Source organism: Thermophilibacter sp., from assembly GCF_966187215.1.
This window is the reverse complement of the sequence record NZ_CBIFYV010000065.1, coordinates 1-26,279: the sequence shown is the minus strand read 5'-3', so window position 1 is coordinate 26,279 and position 26,279 is coordinate 1. Positions and strand designations below refer to the sequence as shown.

Genomic DNA, 26,279 nt, shown 5'->3' with positions numbered 1-26,279 from the left:
GTGAGTTCCGCAGCCGCGTCCTTTGCGGCGAGGACTGTCTGAGCGCCGAGGGTTCGTCCCGCCGCCCCGCGGGCAAGCGGTTACGGGAGGGCTGCGAGAAGGGCGTCGAGGTAGTCGCCGGGGTTGGGGACGCTGGTCGTGACGAGGGCGCCGCGGCGCTCGAGCTCGGCGGTCACGTCCGCCTGCGCGGCGCCGTCGAGGGTGAGGCGGTCGAAGTTGAACATCACCTCGGGGAGCACCACGAGCGTGCCGGCGAGGTCGTCCGGAAACTGCGCGAGCAGGTCCTCGGCCACGATGAGACCGGTCACGTTGACGTCGCCGCCGAAGTAGTCGTTGCGGATCGCGCGCGTGCGGACGCGGCCGCGCAGGCCGTCCAGCGCGCAGAGCTCGTCAATCGTAGGCCGCGCCGCCTCGCCGCAGACGAGAAGCGCCGTCAGGCCCCGTGCCTCGAGCTTCTCGCCCACGCGCGCCACGTCGTCCGCGCGGGAGACGGCCACCTCGTCCTTCTCGTCGAGGAAGCTTCTGAGCATGCCGATGCCGTCATAGAACTGCGGGTAGCCATCGTAGGTCTCGGCGCTCGGCACGGGCAGCGCGGCGGCCACGTAGAACTCATCGGAGAGCTGGAAGCGCGTGATGCCGAGGCTCTCGCGGGCGCGGCGCTGGTAGGGCTCGATCTGGTGAACCACGGCGCGCGCGGCCGCGGGGTCGTCGGAGTAGGAGCGCTTGAAGCGGCGGCTGTGCTTGGTGTAGCCGAGCGGGACCACGGCGAGCGACGTGATGCCGGGGCGTGCCTCCACCCAGTCGAGCGTGGCGGCGAGCTCGGCGCCGTCGTTGACGCCCGGGCAGAGCACGATCTGCGCGTGGACCTCGATGCCGCCCGCGAGCAGCCGCTCGAGCACCTCGATGCCGCGGTCGGCGCGTCGGCCGATGAGGCTGCGGCGCACCTCGGGCGTGATCGCGTGGATGGAGACGTTCATCGGGCTGAGGCCGCAGGTGACGATGCGGTCGGCCTCCTCGTCGGTGACGTTGGTGAGGGTCACGAAGTTGCCCTGCAGAAACGAGAGGCGGTAGTCGTCGTCGCGCAGCGTCAGGGTGGCGCGCGCCTCAGGCGGCAGCATCGCCATGAAGCAGAACTGGCAGGCGTTCACGCAGGTGCGGATGCCGTCGAAGAGCACGTCGGTGAAGTCGATCCCCCAGTCCTGGCCCACCTCGCGCCAGAGCTCGCAGGCCGTCACGATGCCGTCGCGCGGGTCGAGGACCTCGAGCTCGCAGACGGCGCCGTCGGCCTCCCAGCGCCAGTCGATGATGTCGCGCGGCTCCACGCCGTTCACGGTGACGACGCGCATGCCGGGCTCGATGCCCGCCTCCCAGGCCGGGCTGCCCTCCTCGACCGCGGCGACCCAGGCGCCGTCGGCCCGCGGCCGCGTCGAGGCGTAGTCCGCGCGCTTCTGCTCGGCCATGGGTCTCCCTTCGAAACGACGTCATCGCCCCCATTGTGCCACGGCACGGACACGGGCGCGTTTTCTGAGCGATGGCCAACACGAGGACCATGTGTGTGCCTGTGGACCACAATTGATGCTTCTGAGGGCACCGTAGCCGTGAGTTGGACACAGATGGCCTGTTCATTGGACATTTGTGTCCCCCAAGCAGCGAGAAAAGCCGCTTTGCGCTCGTCATGGACCACAATTGGTATATGTGTGGGCCAGGAAAACACAAATGATCGTTGAATTGGCCACAAGAGAGCGGAGCCTCCTCCGCTGAGCCTTGGTTCGCCTGCCTGCGAAGAAGCACGTAAAGTCGCGAAACGATTCGCCCGCGAGCGGTCGCCCTGGCCGGATGAGCGGTCTTTTGAGAATCGAGAAGAATTCTCTGGGTCGTCGCATGCCAAGAAACGTCCTTGACGATGACCTGCCGAGCCACAACATCCTGTCAGATACCTGTCAGCCAGCGGCACGTCTCGTGTCGCGGTTTCTTTGGGGCATCAAGCTAGTGTGATTTCAGACGGTTAACCTTGGCTTATGTCAATCGCACTGTCACACATCACCGCACTGGAGATTCTGCGCCGCTGGGATGCCGCGGCCCTCATCGCCCGTGGCCGCCGCGGACGACCCCTGCGAGTGCCCGGGTGCATGCCGACCGATGCGGAGCTCGCCGAGGCCTGCGAGCGGACCCCTATGTTCGCCGATTGTGAGCGACCTATACACGTCCTTGTTTCCAGTGTGGGTGGACGACACGCATCAGGAGGTGCAGTCGCGCACCTCTCGCAGGGTGACTGGCCAACAACGTCGTTCTTCTCGCTGGCACCGGATGTGACATGCTCCGGGCCCGAGCTCGTCCTGCTCCAGATGTCGGAGTACGCGACGGAGCTCGAGCTTCTCATGCTCGTCGACGAGCTCTGTGGCTACTATGCGGTGCAACCTGCCGCGAAGACGGGGCTGGTCAAGCGCTATGACCCGCTTACGTCCGTGGACAAAGTGGCGACGTTTCTTACCGAGGTGGGCCCGCGCCGCGGCTCGGTCAAGCTCGGCCGAGTGCTGAGCATGGCACGCGACCAGTCCGGCTCACCCGCCGAGAGCCGAGCCGCCCATCTTCTTGAGCTCCCTCCGATTCGCGGTGGCAACGACCTCCCCATCGTCGCGATGAATGACTCGCTGCTCGTTGCCCGCGCAGACGGGCTGCTCGCCCCCTGCTCTGAACGGGTGCGCAAGCCCGATATCCTGCTGCTCGCTCCCGATGAAGACCGTCCCCGCGTAACGCCGTTTCGCGCTGTTGCGTTGGACTACCAGGGCGGATACCATCGCGACCCGCTGCAGGAGGGGCGCGACATCAACCGACGCAACGAGCTTCTCGCCTGCGACATCAAGGACTATGAAATCGCCTCGGAGCACGCAACGGACCTCGACTACCTCGACTGGCTCGTGGGACGCATCCGCAGGGACCTGGGAATCGAGCGGGGACGGGTAAGGCCCGAGCGCGAGGCAGCGAGAAGGGCGCGACGGGAGGCGCTTCACAAGCAACTGCTCGCGGCCGACGGTCTCCATTGGACAAACCGGTCTGAGCCACTCGTGATGCGGGGCGCTGGGTCACAGGCTGATGCCTGACGGCGCGGCCTAGTCGGCGACCAGCTTCGCGATCGCGGCGCGGACGGCCTCGATCTGGCTCGCGGGCGTGCTCGCGCCGGCCGTGATGCCGATGACGTCCGCGCCCTCGAACCACGCGGCCTCCAGCTCGTCGGCCCCCTCGATGTGGTGCGTGCGCGGGCAGCGCGCGGCGGAGATCTCGGCGAGGCGCGTGGTGTTGGCCGAGATGCGCCCGCCGATCACGACCATCACGTCGGCCTCGCGCGCGAGCTCGTCGGCGGCCGCCTGATGCCCGGCCGTGGCCTCGCAGATTGTGTTGATCACGCGCAGCTCCTCGCAGCGCTCGAGCAGCGCGCCCGCAACCTCGGCGAGAAGGGCGCGCCGCGCCGTGGTCTGCACGACCACGCCCATGCGGCGCGCGTGGGGCAGCGCGCGGGCCTCCTCGGCCGAGCCCACCACCACGGCGCCCGGCGCGTGCGGCAACGTCGCCTCGACCTCGGGATGCCCGGCCTCCCCCACCACGACGACCTGGTAGCCCTCGGAGGCCAGGCGCTCGGCGGCAAGGTGGACCTTCTTCACGAAGGGGCACGTGGCGTCGAGCACCCGGGCGCAGAGCCGCTCGGCGCGGGCCTGCTCGTCCGGCGTCACGCCGTGCGTGCGCAGGAGCAGCGCGTCGCCGGCCGCCTCCTCGGGCGTGGACACCACGCCCACGCCACACGCCTCCAGCTCGGCCACCACGCGCGGGTTGTGGATGAGCGGCCCGAGCGTGCGCACCCGCTCGGCGCCCTCGGCCGCCGCGGCCTCGACCATCTGCAGCGCGCGCTCGACGCCGTAGCAGGCGCCCGCCTCGCGGGCGACGCGAATCTCGCTCACGACTCGTCCACCTCCACGCCCGGATGGTCCTCGCGCAGCTCGCGCACGAGGTCATAGACGCGCTCCATGCCCAGGCGCTCCATCTCGCCCACCTGCTCCTTGCGGCTCAGGTGCGCGAGGTCGGACCACTCGATGGGCTCGCCGGCGCGCATGTAGACGCGGCAGCGCGGGCGCAGGTCACGGGCGCCGATGATGGCGACGGGCTGCACGGGCGCCTTCGCGAGCTGCGCCATGAGGGCGTAGCCGCCGTGCGTCGTCGCGTCGCTGTCGCGCCGCACGCGGGTGCCCTCGGGATAGATGAGCACGCACTCGCCGCTCTGCAGCATCGTGCGGGCGCGGCGCACCGTCTTCATGTCGGCGGTGCCGCGCGAGACCGGGAAGCCGCCGGCGCGCGAGAAGAGCCAGGTCGCGATCTTGATCTTGTCGAACTCGCTCTTGTAGACGATGCGCACCGGCACGTGGGCGAGCCACATCGTGACCACCACGGCCACCGGGTCGAGCATGGACTCGTGGTTCATGATGACCACGCGCCCGCGCGCGTCGTTCAGCAGGAGCTCAGCCCGCTCGAGCCGCCACGGCCACATGAGCTTGGTGACCACCCACAGCACGCGCACCACGAACCCGATGAGCAGGCGACCGGGCAGCGGGTGCTCGCTCAGCGGGTGGTCGTAGTAGTCGTCGAAGCTGTTGCCGGCGAAGGCGCGCATCCGCCCGCCGCGCTTCTCGGCGCTCATGAGCGCGCCCCCTCGGCCGCGCGCACGAGCTCGACCACGCGCCCGACGACCTCCTCGAAGCCGAGCTCGGAGGAGTCGATGCGCACGGCGTCGTCGGCGGTGCGCAATGGCGAGGTCGCCCGCGAGGAGTCGTAGGCGTCGCGACGGACGAGGTCGTCGAGAATGGCCCGCTCGGCGGCGGCGTCCACCTCGACCGCCGCCCCGCGCGCGAGGTCGCCCCCGTGGCGCTGCACCGCGCGCCGGCGGGCGCGCGCCTCGGGCGAGGCGGTCAGGAACACCTTGACCTCGGCCGCGGGGAAGACCACGGTCCCGATGTCGCGCCCCTCGGCCACGACGCCGCCCGTCTCGCCGGCGCGGCGCTGCTGGGCGACCATGGCCTCGCGCACGGCCGGGTTGGCCGAGACGGGCGAGACCGCGCGCTCGACCTCCGCCGTGCGGATGGCCTCGGTGACGTCCTCGCCGTCGGCCAGCACCCGCCGGCCGCCCTCCCCCGAAAACTCGATCCGCGCCGCGCGCGCCACCTCGGCCGTGCGCGCGTCGTCCTCGGGGTCGACGCCCCGCTCCAGGCAGAGGTAGGCCACGGAGCGATACATCGCCCCCGTGTCCAGGTACGTGAGGTCGCAGCGTCGCGCGACCTCACGCGCAACGGACGACTTGCCCGAGCCCGAGGGCCCGTCGATGGCGACGATCATGCGCTCTCCCCTCTGCGGGCCGCCGAGGCGCCGCCCGCGCCCCAGATGTCCCGCGTGTCGTAGTCGTTGGGCGTGGTCGCGTGGGCGACGACCTCCTCGGGCGACAGGTTGAAGCCGCCGAGGGCGAACGTGCGCCCGTCGCAGGTCAGGTAGTGGGACGAGACGTTGAGCACGTGCTGGTCCCAGAAGCGCGTGAGCGGGATGTCGTAGACCGCGGCCAGAAGCATCCTGAGGAAGCCTCCGTGCGTGACGCAGGCGGTGCGGCCCGTGAGCGGGCGCAGGCCGTCCAGCACGCGCCGGCAGCGCTCGCGCACGTGCTCGAAGCTCTCGGCCCCCGCGGGCGGGTGCGAGACGCCCTCGTCGTCGATCGGCCACGGGAACGTGGCGCCCGAGCCCATCGCGTCGGCAACGCTCACGCCCTCGAGCGGCCCGAAGTCGATCTCGATCAGGTCGTCGAGCGGCTCGCACGGCACGCCGAGCCGCGCGGCCGCCTCCTCGGCGAGCACGCGGGCGCGCGAGAGCGGCGAGCAGAACACGCGCTCCGGCGCGAAGGCCACGAGCGCCTCCACGGCGCGCATCCGCTGCTGCTCGCCGTGGGGCGTGAGCGGCACGTCGAGCCTCCCCGAGAAGAAGTGCTGCGTGTTGGACACCGTCTCGGGGTGCCGCATGAACAGCACCCGCTGGCGGATGTCGTCACCGGGCATGCCGGCCATCTAGGCCTCCCTTCCGGCGAGAAGCCCCTCGAGCCCCGCCGTCTCGTCAGCGGTGAGCGGGCGCCAGGCGCCCTCGGCGACGCCCGTGAGCCTGAGCGGCCCGAACGCGTCGCGGTGCAGCCTGAGCACCCTGTGCCCCACCGCCTGCATCATCTTCTTGACCTGGTGCTTGCGCCCCTCGTGGATCGAGAGGCCCACCACCGCGTTGGGCTCGCCGCCGCCAGTTCGCCCCGCCCCGCGGGGCGCGACCACCGAGAAGAGCGGGTCGCCCGGGGCGACGAGGTCCGCGCGCGCCGGCGCGGCCGGACCGTCCTCGAGCATGACGCCCGCGCGCAGCCGCTCGAGGACCCGCTCGCTCGGCGTCCCCGAGACAAGCGCCACGTAGTGCTTCTCGACGTGGCGCGAGGGGTGCAGCAGCGCCTGTCCCAGCTCGCCGCTCGTGGTGAACAGCAGAAGCCCCGTGGTGTCCTGGTCGAGCCGCCCCACCGGGAAGAGCCCGGGGTGCTCGGCGCAGGGCACGAGCTCGGCCACCGTGGGGCGACCCTGGGGATCGCTCATCGTGGTGAGGTAGCCCGCGGGCTTGTAGAGCATGCAGTGGAAGGGCCGCTCGGCCAGCCGGCAGAGGATGCCGTCCACGCGCACCTCGTCGCGCTCCGGGTCGACCTTCGAGCCCAGCTCGGAGACCACCCGCCCGTTGACGGTCACGCGCCCGGCGGTCATGAGCCGCTCCGAGCCGCGCCGGCTCGCCACGCCCGCGCGCGCGAGGAAGCGCTGCAGGCGCATGGGGTACAGCCCGCTCTCGCGCGCCGGCTCACTCATCGCCCGCCCCCGCGTCATCGGCCGCGTCGGCGTCGTAGTCCTCGAGCAGGTCGCGCTCGTCGTCCACGTCCTCGGCGGCCTCCTCGAGCGTCGAGGAGATCGAGCGCCCCGAGAGCCGCTCGCGGATGAAGCGGCGCGACTCCTCGTCCGGCGCGAAGTCCTCGAGCGGCGGCAGCTCGCGCAGGCTCCTGAGGCCGAAGTGCTCGAGGAAGAGCCGCGTGGTCCCCCACAGCTGCGCCTGGCCGTGCTCGCGGTCACGCCCCACCTCGCGCACGAGGCCCTTCTCGCGCAGGGACGCGATGACACCATCGGAGTTGACGCCGCGGATCGCCCGCACGCCCTCGCGGGTGACGGGCTGATGGTAGGCGATGACGGCGAGCGTCTCGAGGGCCGCCTGGCTGAGCCGGCGCGTGTCCCACGAGAGCACGTAGTCGGCCACCTGGTCGTGGTAGGCGGGATGCGTGAAGAGCCTCCAGCCGCCGGCCACCTCGCGCAGCTGGAAGCCGCGGTTGGCGTCGGCGTACTCGGCCGCGAGCTCGGCCAGCGCCGAGGCGACCTCGCCGGGCTCCGCGCCGGCCGCGCGGGCCAGGTCGGTGGCCGGCACCGAGTCGTCGGAGACGAGCAGCAGGGCCTCGAGAAGCCCCTTCAGAGATCCGGATTCAAGACGTTCGAGCTCAGCCACGGTCGGTCTCCCCCTCCGCTTGGGCCTCGTCGGGCATCGGCGCCTCGGCACCGTAGTCGAGCTCGGCGAGGACCGACTCGTCGAGCTCGTAGGCAGGCGCCCCCTCCACGTGCGTCACCTCGATGTCGCCGAACAGCTCCTCCTGGCGGACGCGCACCAGCCCCTGCTTGTAGAGCTCGAGGATGGCCAGGAAGTTGGCGACCACCGCCTCGGGCTGGTCCTCCTGCCCGTCCACGAGCTCGGAGAAGCTCACGCGCCCGCGGCCGCGCACGAGGCGGTCCACCGCCGAGATCGTGAGCGCCACGGGCAGCCGGCGCGGCGCCACGTGCTCGGCCTCCAGCAGCAGCGTCTCGCGACGGCTGTCGATGTCGGCGCAGATGACCGCGAGGCTCCGCAGCGTGATGCCTTCAAGGTAGTCGGGCATGAGGTTCAGAAACTCCGGGTCGGGGCCCACGGTGCGGGGCAGCATGCGACCCTCGGCCTCGAGGCGCGCGCCCAGGGCCGCCGCCGCGCCGCGGAACTGCTTGTAGGCGATGAGCCGGGCGATGAGCACCTCGCGGGCCTCGTCGGGGCTCAGGTCCTCGAGGGGGTCGTCCTCGTCGTCCGCGTCTCGGGTGCCCCCGCGCGCCGGCGCGTCCTCCGGCACGAGCGAGGCCGCCTTGATGTCGAGCAGCGTGGAGGCCACGAGCACGAAGTCGCTCGCCACGTCGAGGTCGAGCTCGCCCATGCGCTCGACCTCCTCGAGGTACTGGTTGGCCACCTCGGCGATGGAGATCGAGCCGATGGTCACGCGCTGTCGGCTCACGAGCTGCAGCAAAAGGTCGAAGGGGCCCGTGTAGGCCTGGGTGCTCACGCGGTAGGAGCCCACTCACATCACCGCCCGCACGAGCGCGCCGTAGAGCTCGCCGGCCGTGGCGTCCAGATAGGCGCCGAGCGGGTCCACGAGAAGCAGCCTCGGCACGAGATAGAGCACGATGATGAGCACGGGCATCGCGTAGCGCTCGAGCTCGTAGAAACGCCGCCGCGCCTCCCCCGTGAGGAAGAACAGCACGACCTTGGAGCCGTCGAGCGGCGGGAACGGGATCAGGTTGAAGAAGCAGAGCGTGAGGTTCACGCTCATGTAGGCCGACGGCAGGTCGAGCAGCCAGCCCAGCGCGTCGGCGGAGAGCGCGCCGGACGCCGCGGCCGGGACGCCGAGGTGCCAGGCGAGCCCCAGGAGCGCCGCGCCGAGAAGGGCCTGCAGCAGGTTGGACGCCGGCCCGGCGAGCGCGACGATCAGCTCGTCGCGCCGGGGGTGGCGCAGCCGCCGCGGGTTGTAGGGCACCGGCTTGGCGAAGGCGAAGACCACGCCGCCGAGAAGCGCCATCAGAAGCGGCAGCACCACCGAGCCGAAGCCGTCGAGGTGCGCGCGCGGGTCGAGCGTCAGGCGCCCCGCCTCCTTGGCCGTGGGGTCCCCGCAGGCGAGCGCCGCCAGGCCGTGTGCGAGCTCGTGCACGATGGCGGAGACCATGACGAGCGCCACGGTCACGACGACCCAGATGATCTGATCGAGCGAGTAGCCCAAGTCCCCCGAACCCCTCTCTCGCGGCGTCAGCGCAGCGAGGCGGACAGACGGCACAGTGCCCAGTCGAGCACCAGCAACACTATAGCAACGATGGCGAAGTCGCCGCGGAAGGCGCCCCCGAAGGGCGTCACGATCACGAGAAGCCCCGAGACGGCGTCGGGCAGGAGCGACGAGACGAGCGAGTTGACGCCCAAAAGCCACGCGCGCGGCCCCGCCGGCGTCACGGCGTCGGCGACGACCAGGGCGACGAGCGCCCAGGCCGCCACGCGGCAGACGATCGCGAGGGCGCGCAGGGCGCGCGCGGCGGGCGCGCTACGCATCGGCGCCCTCCTCGAGCCGCTCGGTGAGCTCGAGCCACTCCTGCTCGAGTGACGGGACCTTCTTGGAGAGCGCGGTGTACTCGGACATGCACGCGTCGAAGCGCGCCGCGTCGTTGTAGAGCTCGGGGTCGGCCATGAGCGTCTCCAGCTCCTTGAGGCGAGCCTGGGCGGGCTCGAGGGCGGCCTCCACCTGCCGCAGGCGCTCGCGCTCCTTCTTGAGCGCACGGTTGCGGCGGTTGCGCTCCTCCGCCTCGGCGCGGCGCTGCTCGCGGGTCTTGACGTTGCGGCCCTGGGCCGGCGCGGCCTCCCTCGGGGCGGCGACGCCCGCGGCGGGGGCGGGAGCGGCGGCCGCCTGGGCCTCCGCGCGGCCCTCGAGCTCGGCGCGCTTGAAGAGGAAGTAGTCGTAGTCGCCGTCGTAGACCGTGACCTTGTGGTCGCGCACGTCCACGACCTTGTTGGCCACCGCGCGCACGAGGTGCTCGTCGTGGGAGATGAGCACGATCGTGCCCTTGAAGTCCACGAGCGCGCGCTCGAGCACGTCCACCGAGTCGATGTCGAGGTGGTTGGTGGGCTCGTCCAGAAGCAACAGCGGGTCGGGCGCCACGAGCATCTTGGCGAGCGCCAGGCGCGCCCGCTCGCCGCCCGACAGCACGCTCACGCGCTTCTCGACGTCATCGCCGTGGAAGAGGAACGCCCCCAGCAGGCGCCGCTCCTCGGAGGTGGTCCAGCCGGCCGCCACCGAGTCCATCTCGGCGAGCACCGTGTTGGCCTCGTTGAGCTCCTCGAGCTGGTGCTGGGCGTAGTAGGCCTCGGTGACGTTCTTGCCCAGCGAGACCGTGCCGGCGTCGGGCGCGAGCTTGCCGTTCATGAGCTTCATGAGCGTGGACTTGCCCGCGCCGTTGGGGCCCACGAGCGCCACGTGGTCGCCACGGTAGAGCTTGAGGTCGACACCCGAGTAGACGTGGTTGTCGCCGAAGGACTTGGACACGCCCTCGAGGCTGATGACCTCGTCGCCGGTGCGCGGCGGCTCGGGGAACGAGAAGTGCACCTTCTTGGTGCCCTCCGGCAGGATCACGAGCTCGCTCTTGATCTGCTCGATCTTCCTCATGCGCTCCTGGGCCTGGGCGGCCTTGGTGGGCTTGTAGCGGAACTTGTCCACGAAGACCTGCATGTGGGCGATCTCGCGCTCCTGGGCCGCGCGCTTGGCGCGCATCTGCTCGAGGTTGTCCTCGCGCTGGCGCAGGTAGTCGGAGTAGCTGCCCGTGTAGGTGGTGATGCGGCGGTTCTCCACGGCCGCCACGTGGGACACGCACGCGTCCATGAACGCGCGGTCATGCGAGACGAGCAGCACGGCGCCGTCGTAGGAGGTGAGGAACTGCTCGAGCCAGCGGACGCTCTCAAGGTCGAGGTGGTTGGTGGGCTCGTCCAGAAGCAGCAGGTCCGGGTGGCGCAGCAGCAGCTTGGAGAGGGCGATGCGCATCTGCCAGCCGCCCGAGAAGTCGCACGCCGGCTTGTCGAAGTCCTCCACGGGAAAGCCCAGGCCCGCCAGGATCTGGCGCGCGCGGCTCTCGAGCTCGTAGCCGCCCAGCCGCTCGAAGCGGTCCTGCGCGGTGCCGTAGCGCTCGAGCAAGGCGTCGAGCTCGGGTCCCGGCGCGGCGGCGGAGATCTTGGCCTCGAGCTCCGCGACCTCGCGCTCGAGGGCCTTGACCTCGTGCGCCGAGTCCACGACCTCGGCGAGCGCGCTCTTCTCGCCCGCGAGGTGGGTCTCCTGCTCGAGGTAGCCCACGTTGCAGCCGCGCGCGAAGCTCACGGCCCCCTCGTCCGGGCTCTCCTCCCCCATCAGGATGCGCAGGAAGGTGGTCTTGCCCGAGCCGTTGGGGCCCACGAGCGCCCAGCGCTCACCGGCGTTGAGTTGCAGCGTCGCGGCCGTGTACAGGACACGGCCGCCGAAGGACTTGGAGATCTTGTCGGCGAGAGCTATCACGGCGCCTACTCGGAGTCGGTGAGGTGGATCGCGAAGCCGGCGATGGGACGCGAGAAGTACACGAGGTGGTCGCCGGTGGGAAGGGTCGTGCGGGTGGACTCGTCGACCTCGTAGCCGCGCTCGCCGAACCAGCGGACGGCCGCGTCGAGGTCGTCCACGTGGAAGCCGATGTGGCCCTTCTCGCCGCGCCCGCCGTTGTTCATGACCTCGACGAGTGTGCCGGCGAACATGGAGATCGGTGCGATGTGGCGGACCTCGAGGCCCATCAGGCTCTCGAAGAGGCCGGCCACCTCGTCGGCCTCGGCGGGCGAGTCGGTGTTGATGCCGATGTGGGCGATCCTCAGGCCGAAGAGCTCGACCGGGCTGTCCTGCGTGCTCATGTGTCCTCCTTTGACGGCGCGCCCATTATAGGCGCGGCGGGGTGCCCCGGCTTACAGAAAAGGCGGCCGCCCGGAGGCGACCGCCGTCATGTCTGGTGGAGATAAGGGGGTTCGAACCCCTGACCTCGTGACTGCCAGTCCCGCGCTCTCCCCACTGAGCTATATCCCATTCTGGTGGGCGATGCTGGATTCGAACCAGCGACCCCTTCCGTGTGAAGGAAGTGCTCTACCCCTGAGCCAATCGCCCGCGCAGTGCGCTAGAGCATACTAACAGAACCCGGCGGCGCCGTCACGCGAGAATTTTGGGAATCTCGAGAAGCGCGACGCGCGGGAACGACCCTACGAGCGCGCGGCGGTCTCCTCCGGCACGCGGCCCTCGCGGCGCAGCTTGGCCATGTCCGTCTCCGCCATGCCCTGGGTGGGGTCGTTGTGGCGACGGTCCCAGAGCGGGTTGGACCGGTCGTCCCAGAGGCGCTTGGCCACCGGGGCCCACGCCTTCGCCGCCGGCACGGTCTTCTCCCGCAGCTGCTCGGGCGACTCCTGCTCCACGAGGTCGGTGGAGTGCGCGCCGGTCTGCTCGACCATCTTGCCGAGCATGTAGGGGTTCTCGAGCATCGGGCACGGCATGAGGTGGTTGTCGTTGAAGGGCTGGCGCTCGTAGTAAGCCATGAACAGCGGCGAGCGCAGCGCGTCGAGCAGGCTCACGTCGTGGATGTTGACGTTGGCGTAGTGGATGAAGACGCACGGCTCCACGTCGCCGGCCGCGTTGATGTGCAGGTAGCGCCGGCCGCCCGCGATGCAGCCGCCCACGAACTCGCCGTCGTTCTGGAAGTCGAGCGTGAAGATGGCCTTCTTGGAGCGCATCTCGCGCACGAAGCTGTACATGTGCTCGCGCTGCTCGGGCGTGGGGATGAGCTCGGCGCCGGAGGCGCGGCCCACGGGCATGTAGTGGAAGTACCAGCAGAAGAGCGCGCCCTTCTCGATCATCCAGTCGATGTTCTCCTCCGTGGCCACGGCGTCGGCGTTTGCCTTGGTCCAGCAGGTCGAGATGCCGAAGGGCAGCTTGTGCTCGCGAAGCAGGTCCATCGCCCGCTCGATCTTGGCGTAGGTGCCCTCGCCGCGGCGCGCGTCGGTGGTGTGCTCGTTGCCCTCGGCGCTGATGGCGGGGACGAAGTTGCCCACGCGGATCATGTCCTGGCAGAACTGCTCGTCGATGAGCGTGGCGTTGGTGAAGCAGAGGAACGCGCAGTCCGGGTACTTCTCGCAGATGCGCACGAGGTCGGCCTTGCGCACCATCGGCTCGCCGCCGGTGTAGATGTAGACGTGGGTTCCCAGCTCGCGGCCCTGGTCGATGATCGAGCAGATGTCCTCGAAGGAGAGGTTCTGCTGGTGGCCGTACTCGGCGGCCCAGCAGCCCGTGCAGTGCAGGTTGCAGGCGCTCGTGGGGTCGAGCAGGATGGCCCAGGGGATGTTGCACTGGTACTTCTCGCGCGCCTTCTCCTGGACGGGCCAGGCGAGGAGGTTGCCGTCGACGAAGAACGCCTTGAGGAACTTGGTGCGCATCTCGGGGTTGAGGTCAAAGACGCGCATGAAGAGGTCGTACCAGTTGTTGTGCTCGTCGATCATCTTCCGGATGGCGGCGCGCTGCGTGGGGAACACGCTCTCGGGGACAAGCTTGTCGGTGAGATCCATGATCTTGTCGAAGTGGCCCGCGGGGTCCTTGTCGAGATAGTCGATGAGCTTGTTGAGCGCCGTGCGCTCCGCGGTCTGTGCGATCGATGCCATGCGGTTCCCTTCCTCGTGCCTTCGCGCCGTCGGTCAACCCGGGCGCCAAGGTGTCTTGTACCCCATTTGTTGCGTAAGTCACATGTGTTGCATAGGATTGTGCCTATTCAACGAAGCCGCGCGGAATGGGGAGGTCGTGAGATGGGACGCGAGGGGTGGCGCGAGGACCGCAGGGCACGGAGAAGCCGGGCCGCGATGATGGCGGCGTTCGAGCGCCTGGCCATGGAGCGGCCCGTCTCGCGCATCACGGTGAGCGCGCTGGCCACTGAGGCCGGCGTGGACCGCAAGACGTTCTACCAGCACTTTGGCAGCATGGACGGCCTGCTCGAGGAGCGCTCGCGCGAGCTCGTCGAGGAGGTGCTCGACGCGGTCGAGGCGGCGCGGGGCGAGGGCGCCGCGGCGGGCGGCGAGTCCGACGTCGAGGCGTTCTTCTCGGCCCTGGCCCAGGCGCTGGGCGAGAAGGTCGCGCTCAACCGGCGCCTGCTGGGGAGCATGTCGACCGAGGAGCTGCTGCGCCACCTGGAGCGCCCCCTCTCGCGCGGCATCGGGGAGCGCGGCCTCGTGCCGGAGGGGATCGACGGGAAGACGATGCGCTACGCGCTGTCGTTCGCGCTGGGCGGGCTGCTCACGATGTACCGCACGTGGGCGCTCGAGGGGGACGAGGACACCCCCGACGCCGCCACGGAGGTGGGGCGCGCGATCGCGGCGCGGGGGCTGGCCGGCGTGGTCGCGGGCGCGTGAGCGAGGTTGCTCAGCGGTATTCAGGTGGTTTCGGGTCGGAACGTTCGGATGGGCAGGAGCTTCTCGCTTTGTCCTAGGCATACGAACGCTTTTTGGCTCAGAGCGTTCGGATACGCAGGAGCTTGTGCGCGTGGACCGGCGAAGCGGTGCGCAAAGGCCCGGGCGACCGAAGCCGCCCGGGCCGAACTCTCGGGTGGGCCCGGTAGGATTCGAACCTACGACCCAGGGATTATGAGTCCCCTGCGCTAACCGCTGCGCCACGAGCCCGATATGAGAAAGGCGGCGACCGAAGCCGCCGCCCGCGTTCACATGGTGGAGATAAGGGGGTTCGAACCCCTGACCTCGTGACTGCCAGTCACGCGCTCTCCCAACTGAGCTATATCCCCGTCTGGTGCGAGAAGAAACTATACCAGAGTCAGCGTCGGCGTCAACACCCAATTTGGCGCGACGTCACCACGGCCGCATCATTCCGCAGCTCGTGAACGACATCATCGCCACGCCGAGAAGCGCGATCAGCACCGCCATCGGCACGAGGCACCCGCCGCAGCCGCAGCCTCCCGGCATCATGCCACCGCCCATGCGCGTCCCCCAGCCGGCGGGCATCCAGCCGCCGCCCCAGAATCCGCGCGACCTCCGTGGGGGCCGGGGTCCTGGAGGGGGCCCTCCCATGGGTCCGCGGGGACCTCCGGGAGCGCGCCCGTTGCCGCGGTGGGGACCACCCGGGCCGCCCCGACTCGCTCCCCCTGGTCCGTGTCCGCCCGGTCCCGGCATATTCGCTCCTCTCGTCAGCTGTCTCAATGTTGGCCCAAGGAACCCACGGGCCGCGGAAGCCACACGAAGCTGAGGGAAACCTGTCATTCAGGCCGCGAGGCGGGCGCCAGGCACGGAAGCGCGACGAAAAGGCCCCGGCCGCGAGGCCGGGGCACCGAGTCGGAACGGGTGGAGCTGTTTGACGTCCCTACGCGCGGGCGGGCGCCACGCGCTCCACGAGCCAGCTTGCGAGCTCGGTCAGCGGCACGTCGAAGCGCTCGCCCGTCTCGCGGACCTTGACCTCGGCGTTGCCCGCGGCCGCCCCGCGCTTGCCGAGGATGACCTGGTACGGAATGCCGATGAGGTCGGCGTCGGCGAACTTCACGCCCGGGCGCTCCTTGCGGTCGTCGAGAAGGACCTCGAGGTCGGCGGCGGCCAGCTCGGCCACGACCTTCTCGGCCACCGGGGCCACCACGTCGTCGCCCACTGCGAGCGGCACGACCTCGACCTCGTACGGGGCCACCGAGACCGGCCAGGAGATGCCGTGCTCGTCGTTGTGCTGCTCCACCACGGCCGCGAGCGTGCGCGACACGCCGATGCCGTAGCAGCCCATGAGGAAGGGGCGCTCAACGCCGTCCTCGTCGGCGAACGTGGCGCCCATCGCCTCGGAGTACTTGGTGCCCAGCTGGAACACCTGCGAGATCTCGATGCCGCGCGCTGCCTTGAGGGGCTCCCCGCAGTGCGGGCAGGGGTCGCCCTCCCTCACGCTCACGAGGTCGGCCCACTCGTCGACCTCGAAGTCGCGGCCGGGGCGCGCGCCGGTGAAGTGGTAGTCCACCTCGTTGGCGCCGCAGGTCCACGACGCGCTCTGGCGCAGCGACTCGTCGCAGACCAGGCGGATGCCCTCGGGCAGGTTCACGGGGCCGATGAAGCCCTTGAACAGGCCGGCCTCCTCGAGCTCCTCGTCGCTCATCATGTGGTAGGCGCCGAAGAGGTGCTCGGCCTTGACCTCGTTGAGCTCGTGGTCGCCGGGGACGATCGCCACGACGCGCGTGCCGTCCTCGGCCACGAGGGCGAGCGACTTGCGCGTGCCGTTCTCGGGGAAGCCGAAGAACTCGGAGACAGCCTCGATCGTGCCGAGGCCGGGCGTGTGCACCCTCGTGAGCGTGCCGTCGCCGGGACCCTCGCTCACGGCGACCGTCGTGCGGGCCGCCTCGACGTCGGCCGCGAAGCCGCAGTCGCAGTAGACGAGCTCCGCCTCGCCGGCGTCGGCGAGGGCCATGAACTCGACCGACGTGTCGCCGCCGATCTGGCCGGAGTCGGCCACCACGGGCAGCGCGCGGATGCCGCAGCGCTCGGCCACGCGGGCGTAGGCGCCCTTCTCCTGCTCGTAGCACTCCTGCAGCGACTCCTGCGTGGCCGAGAACGAGTAGGCGTCCTTCATGATGAACTCGCGGCCGCGCATGAGCCCGAAGCGCGGGCGCATCTCGTCGCGGAACTTGTCCTGGATCTGGTAGAGCGTCACCGGGAGCTGCTTGTAGCTGCGCAGCTCGTTGCGGACGAGGTCGGTGAAGGTCTCCTCGTGGGTGGGGCCGAGCGCGAACTCGCGGCCGTGGCGGTCGTCGATGCGCATGAGCTCGGGGCCGTAGGCCTCCCAGCGGCCCGAGTCGCGCCAGAGCTCGGCGGGCGTGAGGATCGGCACCATCATCTCCTGGGCGCCGATGCCCTCCATCTCGTCGCGGACGATGGCCTCGATCTTGCGGATCGAGCGCCAGGCCAGCGGCAGGTAGCTGTAGAGGCCGGCGGCGGTCTTGCGGATCATGCCGGCGCGCAGGAGCAGCCGGTGGCTCGCGAGCTCCGCCTCGGCCGGGTCCTCCTTGAGCGTGGGGGCGTAGAGCTGGCTCATCTTCTGGTAGCGCTTCACGTGCGCTCCTTCCCTAACGACGCGTCCAACCCTTCAAGTTTACGACAAGGGCGCGGGCGCGGCGAGAGGGGCGCGGGGGCGGGGGGAACCGGCGAGCGACCTAGCCGAAGCGGCGCCCGATCTCGGCCATGAGCTCGTCCACGGCATCGGCCTCATCCACGGTCCGGAGGCGCTCGCCGCCCGCGAACAGCACGGCCCTCCCCCGTCCGCCGGCGAGCCCGATGTCGGCGTCGGCGGCCTCGCCGGGACCGTTCACCACGCAGCCCATCACGGCCACGCTGATGGGCGCGCGCACGTCCGCGAGCCGCCGCTCCACCTCGGCGGCGACGCCCATGAGGTCCCACTGGCAGCGCCCGCAGGTGGGGCAGCTCACGAGCTCCGGGCGCAGCCTCCTGAGCCCCACGGCCGACAGCAGGTCCCACGCCACGTTGACCTCCTCCACCGGGTCGGCGGTGAGCGAGAGGCGCATGGTGTCGCCGATGCCCTCCATGAGCAGGCACCCCACGGCCACGGCGTTCTTGACCGTGCCCTGGCGGGCGCCGCCGGCCTCGGTCACGCCTACGTGCAGCGGCACGTCCGGGAGCTCGCGCGAGAGCGCGCGGTTGACCTCGATCGTGGTGGGCACGCCGTGCGCCTTGGCGGAGAGCACGACGTCGTCGAAGCCGCGCGCGCGGAAGTGCCCCACGAAGGAGGTCGCCGAGCCCACGAGCTTCTCGACCTGCGTGAGGTCCTCGCGCTCGGCGAAGGCGCGGTCGAGCGAGCCCGCGTTCACGCCGATGCGGATGGGGATCCCTGCCGCGCCCGCCTCGTCGATCACGGCGTCCACGCGCGCCCAGTCGCCGATGTTGCCCGGGTTCACGCGCAGCGCCGCGGCGCCGCGCCGGCACGCCTCGATGGCGAGGCGGTGGTCGAAGTGGATGTCGGCCACCACGGGCAGCGGCGAGCGCGCGCAGACCTCCTCGAAGCCGTCGAGCGCCCCCGCGTCCGGCACGGCCACGCGCACGATCTCGCAGCCGGCCCCGGCGAGCCGGTCGATCTGCGCCAGCGTCGCCTCGGCGTCGGAGGTCGACGTGGTGCACATGGACTGCACCGACACCGGGGCGCCGCCGCCCACCGCGACCGACCCCACGTGCACCTGGCGCGTCAGCTCGCGCGGCGCGCGCACGCTCTCAGAACCCATGGCAGCCTCCTAGACGACGTAGCGAAGGATGTCGTTTCTCAGCACGACCACGAAGACGAACATGATGAACGCGAGGCCCGCGTAGCTGAGGCCCACCTGCACGCGCTCGGACAGCGGCCGGCGGATGACGAGCTGGATGACCTCGATGAGGATCTTGCCCCCGTCGAAGGGCGGGATCGGCAGCAGGTTCATGAAGCCGAGCGACATGGAGATCGCCGCGACCACCGTCACCAGGTCAGAGACACCCGTTGAGGCCGCCTGGGCCACCATGTTGGCGATGCCCACGACCGAGGACGACTGGTCGAGCACCTCCATCGTGTGCGCCGGCTGGATGAGCTGCGCCACGTAGGAGGCCACCTGGCCGGTGTAGTCGAGCGTGGCCGCGGCCGCCTCGGGCAGGGTCAGGTGGTACGTGCCGGTGGTCGCGAGCACGCCGACCTCAGGGACCGCCTGACCGTCGGGCAGGTCGACCGTGGCCGTGAGCTCCCGGCCGTCGCGCACGAAGGTGACCTCGAAGTCACGCCCCTCCTCGCGCAGCGGGGCCAGGGCGGAGGACAGCTCCTCCCAGGTGGAGACCTCCGTGCCGTCGACCGAGGTGATCGTGTCTCCGGCGCGCAGGCCCGCGGCCTCGGCCGCCGAGCCCGCGCTCACGCCGCCCAGCGTGGGGACGTTGGCTACGTAGGTGACCCCCTGGATCATGAATGCGCCCGTGACCAGCACGAATGCGAGCGCGACGTTGACGAGCGGGCCCGCGAGCAGCATCGCGCAGCGCCGGACGAAGCCCACGCCCTGGTAGGTGCGCGCCCGCTCGTGGGCGAGAAGCCCCTCGGCGTCGAGGTCGCACGGGTGCGGCTCGCCGGCGGCCGTGGAGCCCTCGAGCGAGAAGTCGTGCCCGCGGTCGTACTCGGTCAGCAGGTTGGCGTCGCGCGCCGGCGCCTCGAAGGCGGCCGGCCAGTCGCGCTGGCCCTCGTGCTCGCCGAGCTCAGGGTCGTAGAACGGGCGCGCCGCGGCCCAGTCGACGAGCGTGGCGAGAAGGGCGTAGGCGCGCGCCTCGTCGACGCCCAGCTCGCGGGCGAGCTCGTCGGCGCGGACGCGCCCGCGGTCCGTGACCAGCTTGAGCGCCGGGCCCAGCAGCTCGTCGGGGGCGCCCTCCATGCCGCAGATGCGCGTGTAGCCGCCCAGCAGGAGCGGCGTGACGCCGAACTCCGTGCCCACCTTGCGGCTCTTGCGCGCGAGGCGCCAGCGGCAGGGTAGCCCGAGGTAGAACTCCGTGGCGCGGACGCGGAATGCGCGCGCCGCGAGGTAGTGCCCGCCCTCGTGCACGAAGACGAGCGCCGAGAGGGCGACCACGCCGCAGACCACTATCCAGATGACCCCGAGCGCACCGCTCACGAGCGAACCTCCGCCACCGCCGCGCGCGCCCGCTCCCGCGAGCGGGCGTCGACCTCATCGAGCTGCTCAAGACTCTCTACCCGCTCGACGCGCGTCTCGTCCATCACGCGGCGCACGACGCGCTCGATGTCGAGAAACGAGCACATCCCTTGGCGGAAGCTTGCGTTGGCGACCTCGTTGGCCGCGTTCATCGCGCACGGCAGCGTGCCGCCCGCGCGCCCGGCCTCGCGCGCGAGCGCCAGGCAGCCGAACGTGGCCTCGTCGGCCTCGCCGAAGGTGAGCGGGTCGGCGTGGCACCAGTCCACGCGCTCCACGAAGCCCTCCCAGCGCTCGGGGTAGCTGAGCGCGTACTGGATGGGCGCGCGCATGTCGGAGCTGCCGAGCTGGGCCTTGACCACGCCGTCCGCGAACTCAACCATCGAGTGGATGCGGCTCTGCCGGTGCACGAGCACTCGGACGGCGTCGATGGGCTGGTCGAAGAGGTGGTGCGCCTCGATGACCTCGAGGCCCTTGTTCATGAGCGTGGCGCAGTCGATCGTGATCTTGGCGCCCATCGTCCACGTGGGGTGCGCGAGGGCCTGCGCCGCGGTGACGCCCTCGAGCTCCGCGCGCGTGCGCCCGTAGAAGGGGCCGCCCGAGCAGGTGAGCCAGATGCGGCGCACGCTGGACGGGCTCTCCCCCACCAGGCACTGGAAGATGGCGCTGTGCTCGGAGTCAACCGGAATGAGGCGGCCCTCACGGGCGAGCGGCATGATGAGGTCGCCGCCCACCACGATCGACTCCTTGTTGGCGTAGGCGAGCGTCTTGCCGGCCCTGAGCGCGGCGTAGCCCGCGTGCATGCCCGAGAAGCCCACGAGCGCGTTCACGACCACGTCGACGTCGTCGAGGGTCGCGAGCTCGGTGACGGCATCCGCGCCGGAGGCGAGGGAGCACCCCTCCGGCAGGCCGTCGAGCGCGCCGTCCGAGACGTGGGCCGGGTCGGCCACGGCCGCGTGGCGCACACCGAACTCGCGCGCCGCGGCCACGAGGGCGTCGGTCGAGGAGTTGACGCTCAGCGCGACGACGCGCAGGCGGTCGGGGTGGCGACGGCACACGTCGAGCGTCTGGGTGCCGATGGAGCCCGAGCACCCGAGGACGGCCACGCGCAGCGGCCGCGCGTTCTTCTCGCTCACAGCACACCTCCGAAGATCAGCAGGAACAGGGCCGCCATGCAGCCGAAGAGCATGGAGTCGGAGCGGTCGAGCAGCCCGCCGTGCCCCGGCATGAGGTTGCCGGAGTCCTTGACCCCCACGCCGCGCTTGAGCCGCGACTCGAAGAGGTCGCCCACCACGCCCGCCAGGCCCACGATCAGCCCGAGGACCACGGCGGTCGGCACGGTGAGCGCGTCGACGACGAACACGGCGAGGAGCACCCACACCACGACGGAGCCCACGAGCCCTCCGAAGAAGCCCTCGACGCTCTTGTTGGGCGAGATGCGGGGCACGAGCTTGTGCGAGCCGATCGCCGACCCCACGAAGTAGGCGAAGGCGTCGTTGGCCCAGATCGAGAGCATGACGCCGAAGGTCAGCAGGGCACCGTCGAGGCCCGGGTCGAACTGCCGGATGAGCACCACGCTCGAGAAGGACAGCGACGTGTAGAGCGGGCCGAACGCCGTGACGGCCACGTCGGCCACGCTCGCGCGCGGTGTGAAGACGTACCAGCACGCGCAGGCCATGAGCAGCACGAAGAGGACGACCGTGGCGGCGAGTATGCCGTGGGCGTAGATGGCCACCGGGAACGCGAGCGCGGCGAGAAGCCCGAGCGCGTCGTTGGGCATGCGCCCGCCCATGCGGCAGATGCGGAAGAACTCCGAGCAGCACAGCCACGCCTCGGCGGCGATGAGCGCCGTGGTGGCCAGCGGCCCGGCGAGGACGCAGACCAGGGTCGCGACCGCGTAGATGGCACCAGAGGTGCTTCTCGTCAGCAGGCGCTCCGCCGAGCTGCGGGCGCGCTGACCGCGCAGGTCGCCGGCGGCGCGGGCGTCGGCCTTGGCGTCGCGGCGGTCCTCGAGGCGGTCGATCTGGCGGTCGAGGCCCTCGCCGGGCGCCTCGTCGTGGCTGCGCGAGGAGTCGCTCACGCGCCGCTCACTCCCCCGAAGCGGCGCGAGCGCCGCTGGAACGCCACGACGGCGCGCAGGTAGTCCCAGCGGTCGAAGTCCGGCCAGAGGGTGTCAGTGACGTAGAACTCGGTGTAGGCGAGCTGCCAGAGCAGGTAGTTGGAGAGCCTGAGCTCGCCGGAGGTGCGGATCAGCAGGTCGGGGTCGGGCAGACCCGCCGTGTAGAGGCGATCGCCCACGAGCTCCTCGTCGACGTCGGCGGGGGCGAGCCGGCCGGCGGCGACCTCCTCGGCGATCATGCGCGCCGCCCGAACGATCTCGGCGCGGGCGCCGTAGTTGACGGCGAGCGCGAAGGTCATGCCCGTGTGGTCGGCGGTCTCGTCGAGGCCCTGCTGGAACACCTTGCGCGTGCGCTCGGGCAGCGCCGTGAGGTCGCCGAGGAAGCGCAGGCGCACGTTCTCCTGGTGGAAGAGCGGCAGCTCCTTCACAAGCGTGGTGGCGAAGAGGTGCATGAGCAGGTCGACCTCGCGCTGCGGGCGGCGCCAGTTCTCCGTGGAGAAGGCGTAGACCGAGAAGGCGTCGAGGCCCAGGCGCACGCTCGTGGTCACGGCCTCGCGCAGCGCGTCGACGCCGGCCACGTGACCGCGGGAGCGGTCGAGGCCGCGCGCCTCGGCCCAGCGGCCGTTGCCGTCCATGATGATGGAGACGTGGGAGGGCATGCGCGCGAGGTCGAGGTCGGCCAGAGAGACGTCGGCCGGGGCATCGGCGTAGTAGGCGGCCAGCTTGTTGGTGTCTATCCGCACGCCTAGATCTCCATGACCTCGGCGGTCTTGGCCTTCAGCAGCTCCTCGACCTGCGCGACGTAGGTGTCCGTGAGCTTCTGGACGGCCTTCTTCTCGCGGGACTGCTCGTCCTCGGGCAGCTCCTCGTCGCGCTCGATGCGGCCGTTGGCGTCGCGCCGGACGTTGCGGATGGCCACACGGGCCTCCTCGGCGATCTTGGCGCACTCCTTGGCGAGCTCGCGGCGACGCTCCTCGGTGGGCTTGGGGAACGGCAGACGGATGCAGGCGCCGTCGTTGGAGGGGGTGATGCCGAGGTCGGAGCCCTCGATGGCCTTCTCGATGGCGCGCAGCGCGCTCTTGTCCCACGGCTCGACCACGAGCATGGAGGCCTCGGGGACCTTGACGCCGGCGAGCTGGGTGATGGGCGTAGGCTGACCGTAGTAGTCGACCGTGATGGGGTCGAGGATGTGCGGGTTGGCGCGCCCGGTGCGCACGCGCGCGAGGTTGCTCTTGAGGGCCTCGACGCACTTCTCCATGGAGCGCTTGGCCTTGTCGGTGTGCTGGCTCATCTAGTCCTCCTCGACGACGGTGGTCCCGACGCTCTCGCCGCGCACGGCGCTCAGGAAGACGCCGGGACGGTTGATGTCGAAGACCATGATGGGCATGTGGTTGTCGTGGCACAGCGCGGTGGCCGTGGCGTCCATGACCTTGAGGTCGCGGCTCAGCACCTCGCGGTAGGAGATCTGGTCGAAGCGACGGGCGTCCGGGTGGGTCTTGGGGTCGGCGTCGTAGATGCCGTCGACGTTGGTGGCCTTCATCAGCACCTCGGCGCCGATCTCGCAGGCGCGCAGCGCGGCCGCCGTGTCGGTGGTGAAGTAGGGGTTGCCGGTCCCGGCGGCGAAGATGGTGATGCGGCCCTTCTCGAGGTGGCGGATCGCGCGGCGGCGGATGTAGGGCTCGGCCACCTGGCGCATCTCGATGGCACTCATCACGCGGCAGTCCATGCCGGCCTTCTCGAAGCAGTCCTGCAGCGAGAGCGAGTTGATCACGGTGGCGAGCATGCCCATGTTGTCGCCCTGCGCGCGGTCCATGCCCGCCGCGGCGCCGGACAGGCCCCGGAAGATGTTGCCGCCGCCCACGACGACGGCCACCTGCACGCCCGCCTCCCAGACGGGCTTGATCTCGGCCGCGAGGCGCTCGGGCACGGCGGGGTCTATGCCGTAGGAGCGCTCCCCCATCAGGGCCTCGCCGGAGAGCTTCAGCAGCACGCGACCATATCTCATCTCAGACAAGCCTACCTCCACTCCTCGAGCCCGCGGGCCTCCGCGGGCGCTTGCGTATCGTCGTTTGCTCCAGGAGATTCTAGCAGAGCGCACGCGGGGCGCCCCGGGGCGTCCGCGAGCGCGCCGTCGGCGCACACGAAAGGGGCCGGAGGGTTGCGACCCACCGGCCCCTGCTCGAAGCTCGCGTGCCGAGGCTACGCGTTCTCGCCGAAGGTGTAGCGGACGAAGCTCATGACCTCGATGTCGTCGCCGAGGGACTTGCCCACGTTCTTGGCGAGCTGGCCGATGGTCACGGAGCTGTCCTTCACGAACTCCTGCTCGGTGAGGACGCTCTCCTTGAAGTACTTCTCGAGGCGACCCGAGGCCATCTTCTCCTGGATGGCCTCGGGCTTGCCGGACTCGGCGGCCTGCGCCTTGTAGATGGAGAGCTCGTGCTCGACGACGTCGGCCGGGACGTCGTCGCGGCGGGCGGCCACGGGCGCGGCGGCCGCGACCTGCATGGCCACGTCGTGCGCGAAGGTCTTGAACTCGTCGGCCTGGGCGGTCTCGGCCTTGCCGAGCTTGAAGGTCACGATGTCGGCGAGCTTGCCGCCCAGGTGGACGTAGCTGCCCAGGGCGCCGTCGGCGGCGCTCACGCGCTGGAAGCGGGCGATCTTCATGTTCTCGCCGATGACGTGGATCATCTCGGTGAGCTCGGCCTCCACGGTGGACTCGCCCATCGCGCAGGCCTTGAGGGCGTCCACGTCGGCCGGGTCGTTCTCGGCGACGACCTGGGCGAGCTGCAGCGCGAAGCCAGTGAACTTGGGGTTGGTGCCCACGAAGTCGGTCTCGCAGGTGAGCTCCAGGATGGCGCCGAGCTTGGCGTCCTCGGAGACGTAGGTGGCGATGGTGCCCTCGTTGGTGTCGCGGCCGGCGCGCTTGACGGCCTTGGCGACGCCCATGGTGCGGAGGATGTCGACGGCCTTCTCGATGTCGCCCTCGGCCTCGACGAGGGCCTTCTTGCACTCCATCATCGGGGAGTCGGTCATCTCGCGGAGCTGCTTGACGAGGGCGGCGGTAACCTGAGCCATGGTTTCTCCTTCTCTGGTGGTGGGGTCGTTACTCGGCGGCCGGGGCGTCGGCGGGAGCGGCCTCGACGACCGGCTCGGTGGTGCCGGCGGCCATCTCGGCGGCCGTGATCTGCTCCTTGCCGGTGCCGGCAAGCACGGCGTCGGCGGCCAGCTCGCTCATCAGCGAGACGGAGCGGATGGCGTCGTCGTTGGCGGGCACGCCGTAGTCGACGACGTCGGGGTCGGAGTTGGTGTCGAGCAGGCCCACCACGGGGATGTGCAGGCGGTTGGCCTCGCGGATGGCGATCTCCTCGCGCTTGGTGTCGATGACGAAGATGGCCTGCGGCAGGGCGGTCATGCTGCGGACGCCGCCGAGGTTCTTCTGGAGCTTCTCGAGCTCCTTGGTGAGAAGCGCCTGCTCCTTCTTGGGCAGGGTGGCCATGCGGCCGTCCTCGACCATGGCCTCGAGCTCCTCCATGCGGTTGATGCGGGAGCGCATGGTCACGAAGTTGGTGAGCATGCCGCCGAGCCAGCGCTGGTTGATGTAGGGCATGCCGCAGCGCTCGGCCTGGGCCGCGACGCTCTCCTGGGCCTGCTTCTTGGTGCCCACGAACAGGATGGTGCCGCCCTTGGCCGCGGTCTCCTTGAGGAAGGTGTAGGCGCGGTCGGCGCCGATCATGGTCTGCTTGAGGTCGAGGATGTAGATGCCGTTGCGCTCGCCGAAGATGTACGGCTTCATCTTGGGGTTCCAGCGGCGCGTCTGGTGGCCGTAGTGGCAGCCGGCGTCGAGCAGGGTCTGGATGGTGATCTTAGCCATGGTAACCTCCTGTGGTTGTTCCTCCGCGCGAGGTCATCCCCGGTTCACCACCCGCGGACTGGCTAGAGATTCGCGGGCACCACGGCGGTCGGGTCGTCGCGCGTGCGTGATGGTGCCGCGCTGGCGCGCGACATGCCGTGCCCTTGCACAGCAGCTGAACAGTATAGCCGCACCTGCGCCGTTCCGACAAGCGTCAACCAAAAGAAATGGGCAGGTTGTGGACCGTCCCCGGACGCCTACGCGCGCGGATGGGCGTCCTGGGCGGCGCGCCGGAGGCGCTCGACCGAGAGGTGGGTGTAGATCTGGGTGGTCGCGAGGCTCTCGTGCCCCAGGAGCTCCTGGACGCTGCGCAGGTCGGCGCCCCCGCCGAGCAGCTCGGTGGCGAACGTGTGGCGCAGCGCGTGGGGCGTGAGCGAGGGGTCGAGCCCGGCCTGGGCCACCCGTCGCGCGAACCGGGCGCGCAGGGCGTCCGTGGACATGGGGTTGCCCCGCGCGGAGAGCAGCAGCGCGTCGCAGGGCCGATCCGCGCGCGCGAGCGCCGGCCGGCCGAGCTCGAGGTAGCGGCACACGCGCGCGAGCGCCGCGGGGTAGACGAGCACCAGGCGCTCCTTCGACCCCTTGCCGAAGAGGCGCGCCTGCC

Annotated in this window: 27 protein-coding genes and 3 tRNA genes; 2 read left to right on the top strand and 28 right to left on the bottom strand. The window is 70.5% G+C overall.

Annotated elements, in window-relative coordinates:
- Positions 1–80 precede the first annotated feature (80 nt).
- Positions 81–1,460 (bottom strand): DUF512 domain-containing protein, encoded by a 1,380-nt coding sequence (locus ACWTSU_RS05610; protein ID WP_455138894.1) that lies wholly within the window; start codon positions 1,458–1,460, stop codon positions 81–83.
- Between the two features lie 918 nt (positions 1,461–2,378).
- Here ACWTSU_RS05610 and ACWTSU_RS05605 point away from each other — a divergent pair.
- A complete protein-coding gene (locus ACWTSU_RS05605) occupies positions 2,379–3,101 on the top strand; it encodes a hypothetical protein (RefSeq protein WP_455138893.1) in 723 nt (240 codons plus the stop codon).
- 9 nt (positions 3,102–3,110) lie between these two features.
- On the opposite strand, the gene ispH is transcribed toward ACWTSU_RS05605, so the two are convergent.
- The 13 genes from ispH to ACWTSU_RS05540 all read right to left on the bottom strand — a co-directional run bounded on the left by ispH (position 3,111) and on the right by ACWTSU_RS05540 (position 13,626).
- A complete protein-coding gene (ispH, locus tag ACWTSU_RS05600) occupies positions 3,111–3,953 on the bottom strand; it encodes a 4-hydroxy-3-methylbut-2-enyl diphosphate reductase (RefSeq protein WP_455138892.1) in 843 nt (280 codons plus the stop codon).
- Entirely contained in the window at positions 3,950–4,687 is a 738-nt protein-coding gene (locus ACWTSU_RS05595; RefSeq protein ID WP_455138891.1) for a lysophospholipid acyltransferase family protein, read from the bottom strand. The genes ispH and ACWTSU_RS05595 overlap by 4 nt, the downstream gene beginning before the upstream one ends.
- Positions 4,684–5,379, bottom strand: a complete 696-nt coding sequence (gene cmk / locus ACWTSU_RS05590) for a (d)CMP kinase (RefSeq protein WP_455138890.1) — start codon at positions 5,377–5,379, stop codon at positions 4,684–4,686. The genes ACWTSU_RS05595 and cmk overlap by 4 nt, the downstream gene beginning before the upstream one ends.
- The gene (locus tag ACWTSU_RS05585; RefSeq protein WP_455138889.1) at positions 5,376–6,092 is read right to left on the bottom strand and encodes a histidine phosphatase family protein; all 717 of its coding nucleotides are present in this window, start codon (positions 6,090–6,092) and stop codon (positions 5,376–5,378) included. The genes cmk and ACWTSU_RS05585 overlap by 4 nt, the downstream gene beginning before the upstream one ends.
- Positions 6,093–6,911 carry a pseudouridine synthase gene (locus ACWTSU_RS05580; RefSeq protein ID WP_455138888.1) on the bottom strand — a complete coding sequence of 273 codons (819 nt, stop codon included), beginning with the start codon at positions 6,909–6,911 and terminating at the stop codon, positions 6,093–6,095.
- Positions 6,904–7,593: an SMC-Scp complex subunit ScpB gene (scpB, locus tag ACWTSU_RS05575; protein WP_455138887.1), complete on the bottom strand. Its 690-nt coding sequence runs from the start codon at positions 7,591–7,593 to the stop codon at positions 6,904–6,906. Before scpB ends, ACWTSU_RS05580 begins: the two co-directional genes overlap by 8 nt.
- Entirely contained in the window at positions 7,586–8,461 is an 876-nt protein-coding gene (locus tag ACWTSU_RS05570; protein ID WP_455138886.1) for a segregation and condensation protein A, read from the bottom strand. The genes scpB and ACWTSU_RS05570 overlap by 8 nt, the downstream gene beginning before the upstream one ends.
- Positions 8,462–9,157, bottom strand: a complete 696-nt coding sequence (locus ACWTSU_RS05565) for a site-2 protease family protein (protein WP_455138885.1) — start codon at positions 9,155–9,157, stop codon at positions 8,462–8,464.
- 26 nt (positions 9,158–9,183) lie between these two features.
- On the bottom strand, positions 9,184–9,477 hold the full coding sequence (locus ACWTSU_RS05560) for a hypothetical protein (RefSeq protein WP_455138884.1): 294 nt from the start codon (positions 9,475–9,477) through the stop codon (positions 9,184–9,186).
- Positions 9,470–11,461: an ABC-F family ATP-binding cassette domain-containing protein gene (locus ACWTSU_RS05555; protein ID WP_455138883.1), complete on the bottom strand. Its 1,992-nt coding sequence runs from the start codon at positions 11,459–11,461 to the stop codon at positions 9,470–9,472. The genes ACWTSU_RS05560 and ACWTSU_RS05555 overlap by 8 nt, the downstream gene beginning before the upstream one ends.
- Positions 11,462–11,466: 5 nt before the next feature.
- Positions 11,467–11,841 carry a VOC family protein gene (locus tag ACWTSU_RS05550; RefSeq protein ID WP_455138882.1) on the bottom strand — a complete coding sequence of 125 codons (375 nt, stop codon included), beginning with the start codon at positions 11,839–11,841 and terminating at the stop codon, positions 11,467–11,469.
- A gap of 172 nt (positions 11,842–12,013) precedes the next feature.
- A tRNA-Val gene (locus ACWTSU_RS05545) sits at positions 12,014–12,088 on the bottom strand.
- Between the two features lie 92 nt (positions 12,089–12,180).
- Positions 12,181–13,626, bottom strand: a complete 1,446-nt coding sequence (locus ACWTSU_RS05540; protein WP_455138881.1) for a radical SAM protein — start codon at positions 13,624–13,626, stop codon at positions 12,181–12,183.
- A 141-nt stretch (positions 13,627–13,767) separates the two neighbouring features.
- Between ACWTSU_RS05540 and ACWTSU_RS05535 the strand changes: the two genes are divergently transcribed.
- A complete protein-coding gene (locus ACWTSU_RS05535; RefSeq protein WP_455138880.1) occupies positions 13,768–14,367 on the top strand; it encodes a TetR/AcrR family transcriptional regulator in 600 nt (199 codons plus the stop codon).
- A gap of 194 nt (positions 14,368–14,561) precedes the next feature.
- Here the strand turns inward: ACWTSU_RS05535 and ACWTSU_RS05530 are convergent.
- The 14 genes from ACWTSU_RS05530 to ACWTSU_RS05465 all read right to left on the bottom strand — a co-directional run.
- Positions 14,562–14,634: transfer RNA gene (locus ACWTSU_RS05530), tRNA-Ile, on the bottom strand.
- Positions 14,635–14,677: 43 nt separating this feature from the next.
- Positions 14,678–14,753: transfer RNA gene (locus tag ACWTSU_RS05525), tRNA-Ala, on the bottom strand.
- A gap of 64 nt (positions 14,754–14,817) precedes the next feature.
- Positions 14,818–14,970 carry a hypothetical protein gene (locus tag ACWTSU_RS05520; RefSeq protein ID WP_455138879.1) on the bottom strand — a complete coding sequence of 51 codons (153 nt, stop codon included), beginning with the start codon at positions 14,968–14,970 and terminating at the stop codon, positions 14,818–14,820.
- Between the two features lie 355 nt (positions 14,971–15,325).
- The gene (locus ACWTSU_RS05515; RefSeq protein ID WP_455138878.1) at positions 15,326–17,041 is read right to left on the bottom strand and encodes a proline--tRNA ligase; all 1,716 of its coding nucleotides are present in this window, start codon (positions 17,039–17,041) and stop codon (positions 15,326–15,328) included.
- A 100-nt stretch (positions 17,042–17,141) separates the two neighbouring features.
- The gene (gene ispG, locus ACWTSU_RS05510; RefSeq protein WP_455138877.1) at positions 17,142–18,221 is read right to left on the bottom strand and encodes a flavodoxin-dependent (E)-4-hydroxy-3-methylbut-2-enyl-diphosphate synthase; all 1,080 of its coding nucleotides are present in this window, start codon (positions 18,219–18,221) and stop codon (positions 17,142–17,144) included.
- A 9-nt stretch (positions 18,222–18,230) separates the two neighbouring features.
- Positions 18,231–19,613 (bottom strand): M50 family metallopeptidase, encoded by a 1,383-nt coding sequence (locus ACWTSU_RS05505; RefSeq protein ID WP_455138876.1) that lies wholly within the window; start codon positions 19,611–19,613, stop codon positions 18,231–18,233.
- The gene (dxr, locus tag ACWTSU_RS05500) at positions 19,610–20,785 is read right to left on the bottom strand and encodes a 1-deoxy-D-xylulose-5-phosphate reductoisomerase (protein ID WP_455138875.1); all 1,176 of its coding nucleotides are present in this window, start codon (positions 20,783–20,785) and stop codon (positions 19,610–19,612) included. Before dxr ends, ACWTSU_RS05505 begins: the two co-directional genes overlap by 4 nt.
- Positions 20,782–21,729 carry a phosphatidate cytidylyltransferase gene (locus ACWTSU_RS05495; RefSeq protein ID WP_455138874.1) on the bottom strand — a complete coding sequence of 316 codons (948 nt, stop codon included), beginning with the start codon at positions 21,727–21,729 and terminating at the stop codon, positions 20,782–20,784. Before ACWTSU_RS05495 ends, dxr begins: the two co-directional genes overlap by 4 nt.
- Positions 21,726–22,511, bottom strand: a complete 786-nt coding sequence (locus tag ACWTSU_RS05490; RefSeq protein WP_455138873.1) for an isoprenyl transferase — start codon at positions 22,509–22,511, stop codon at positions 21,726–21,728. Before ACWTSU_RS05490 ends, ACWTSU_RS05495 begins: the two co-directional genes overlap by 4 nt.
- A 2-nt stretch (positions 22,512–22,513) precedes the next feature.
- On the bottom strand, positions 22,514–23,059 hold the full coding sequence (gene frr, locus ACWTSU_RS05485; RefSeq protein WP_455138872.1) for a ribosome recycling factor: 546 nt from the start codon (positions 23,057–23,059) through the stop codon (positions 22,514–22,516).
- Positions 23,060–23,782: a UMP kinase gene (pyrH, locus tag ACWTSU_RS05480; protein ID WP_455138871.1), complete on the bottom strand. Its 723-nt coding sequence runs from the start codon at positions 23,780–23,782 to the stop codon at positions 23,060–23,062.
- A gap of 185 nt (positions 23,783–23,967) precedes the next feature.
- Entirely contained in the window at positions 23,968–24,843 is an 876-nt protein-coding gene (gene tsf / locus ACWTSU_RS05475; protein ID WP_455138870.1) for a translation elongation factor Ts, read from the bottom strand.
- 28 nt (positions 24,844–24,871) lie between these two features.
- Positions 24,872–25,639 (bottom strand): 30S ribosomal protein S2, encoded by a 768-nt coding sequence (rpsB, locus tag ACWTSU_RS05470; protein ID WP_455138869.1) that lies wholly within the window; start codon positions 25,637–25,639, stop codon positions 24,872–24,874.
- 236 nt (positions 25,640–25,875) lie between these two features.
- Positions 25,876–26,279: tyrosine-type recombinase/integrase (locus ACWTSU_RS05465; protein WP_455138868.1), on the bottom strand; the 404-nt coding region annotated here is incomplete at its 5' end.

Coding starts and splice junctions, on each gene's coding strand:
- ACWTSU_RS05560 (WP_455138884.1), bottom strand. CDS start 9,477: ATGCGTAGCGCGCCCGCCGCGCGCGCCCTGCGCGCCCTCGCGATCGTC.
- ACWTSU_RS05535 (WP_455138880.1), top strand. CDS start 13,768: ATGGGACGCGAGGGGTGGCGCGAGGACCGCAGGGCACGGAGAAGCCGG.
- ACWTSU_RS05585 (WP_455138889.1), bottom strand. CDS start 6,092: ATGGCCGGCATGCCCGGTGACGACATCCGCCAGCGGGTGCTGTTCATG.
- ACWTSU_RS05580 (WP_455138888.1), bottom strand. CDS start 6,911: ATGAGTGAGCCGGCGCGCGAGAGCGGGCTGTACCCCATGCGCCTGCAG.
- ACWTSU_RS05595 (WP_455138891.1), bottom strand. CDS start 4,687: ATGAGCGCCGAGAAGCGCGGCGGGCGGATGCGCGCCTTCGCCGGCAAC.
- frr (WP_455138872.1), bottom strand. CDS start 23,059: ATGAGCCAGCACACCGACAAGGCCAAGCGCTCCATGGAGAAGTGCGTC.
- ACWTSU_RS05520 (WP_455138879.1), bottom strand. CDS start 14,970: ATGCCCGCCGGCTGGGGGACGCGCATGGGCGGTGGCATGATGCCGGGA.
- ACWTSU_RS05550 (WP_455138882.1), bottom strand. CDS start 11,841: ATGAGCACGCAGGACAGCCCGGTCGAGCTCTTCGGCCTGAGGATCGCC.
- ACWTSU_RS05605 (WP_455138893.1), top strand. CDS start 2,379: ATGCTCGTCGACGAGCTCTGTGGCTACTATGCGGTGCAACCTGCCGCG.
- rpsB (WP_455138869.1), bottom strand. CDS start 25,639: ATGGCTAAGATCACCATCCAGACCCTGCTCGACGCCGGCTGCCACTAC.
- tsf (WP_455138870.1), bottom strand. CDS start 24,843: ATGGCTCAGGTTACCGCCGCCCTCGTCAAGCAGCTCCGCGAGATGACC.
- ispG (WP_455138877.1), bottom strand. CDS start 18,221: ATGGGTTCTGAGAGCGTGCGCGCGCCGCGCGAGCTGACGCGCCAGGTG.
- cmk (WP_455138890.1), bottom strand. CDS start 5,379: ATGATCGTCGCCATCGACGGGCCCTCGGGCTCGGGCAAGTCGTCCGTT.
- ACWTSU_RS05610 (WP_455138894.1), bottom strand. CDS start 1,460: ATGGCCGAGCAGAAGCGCGCGGACTACGCCTCGACGCGGCCGCGGGCC.
- ACWTSU_RS05540 (WP_455138881.1), bottom strand. CDS start 13,626: ATGGCATCGATCGCACAGACCGCGGAGCGCACGGCGCTCAACAAGCTC.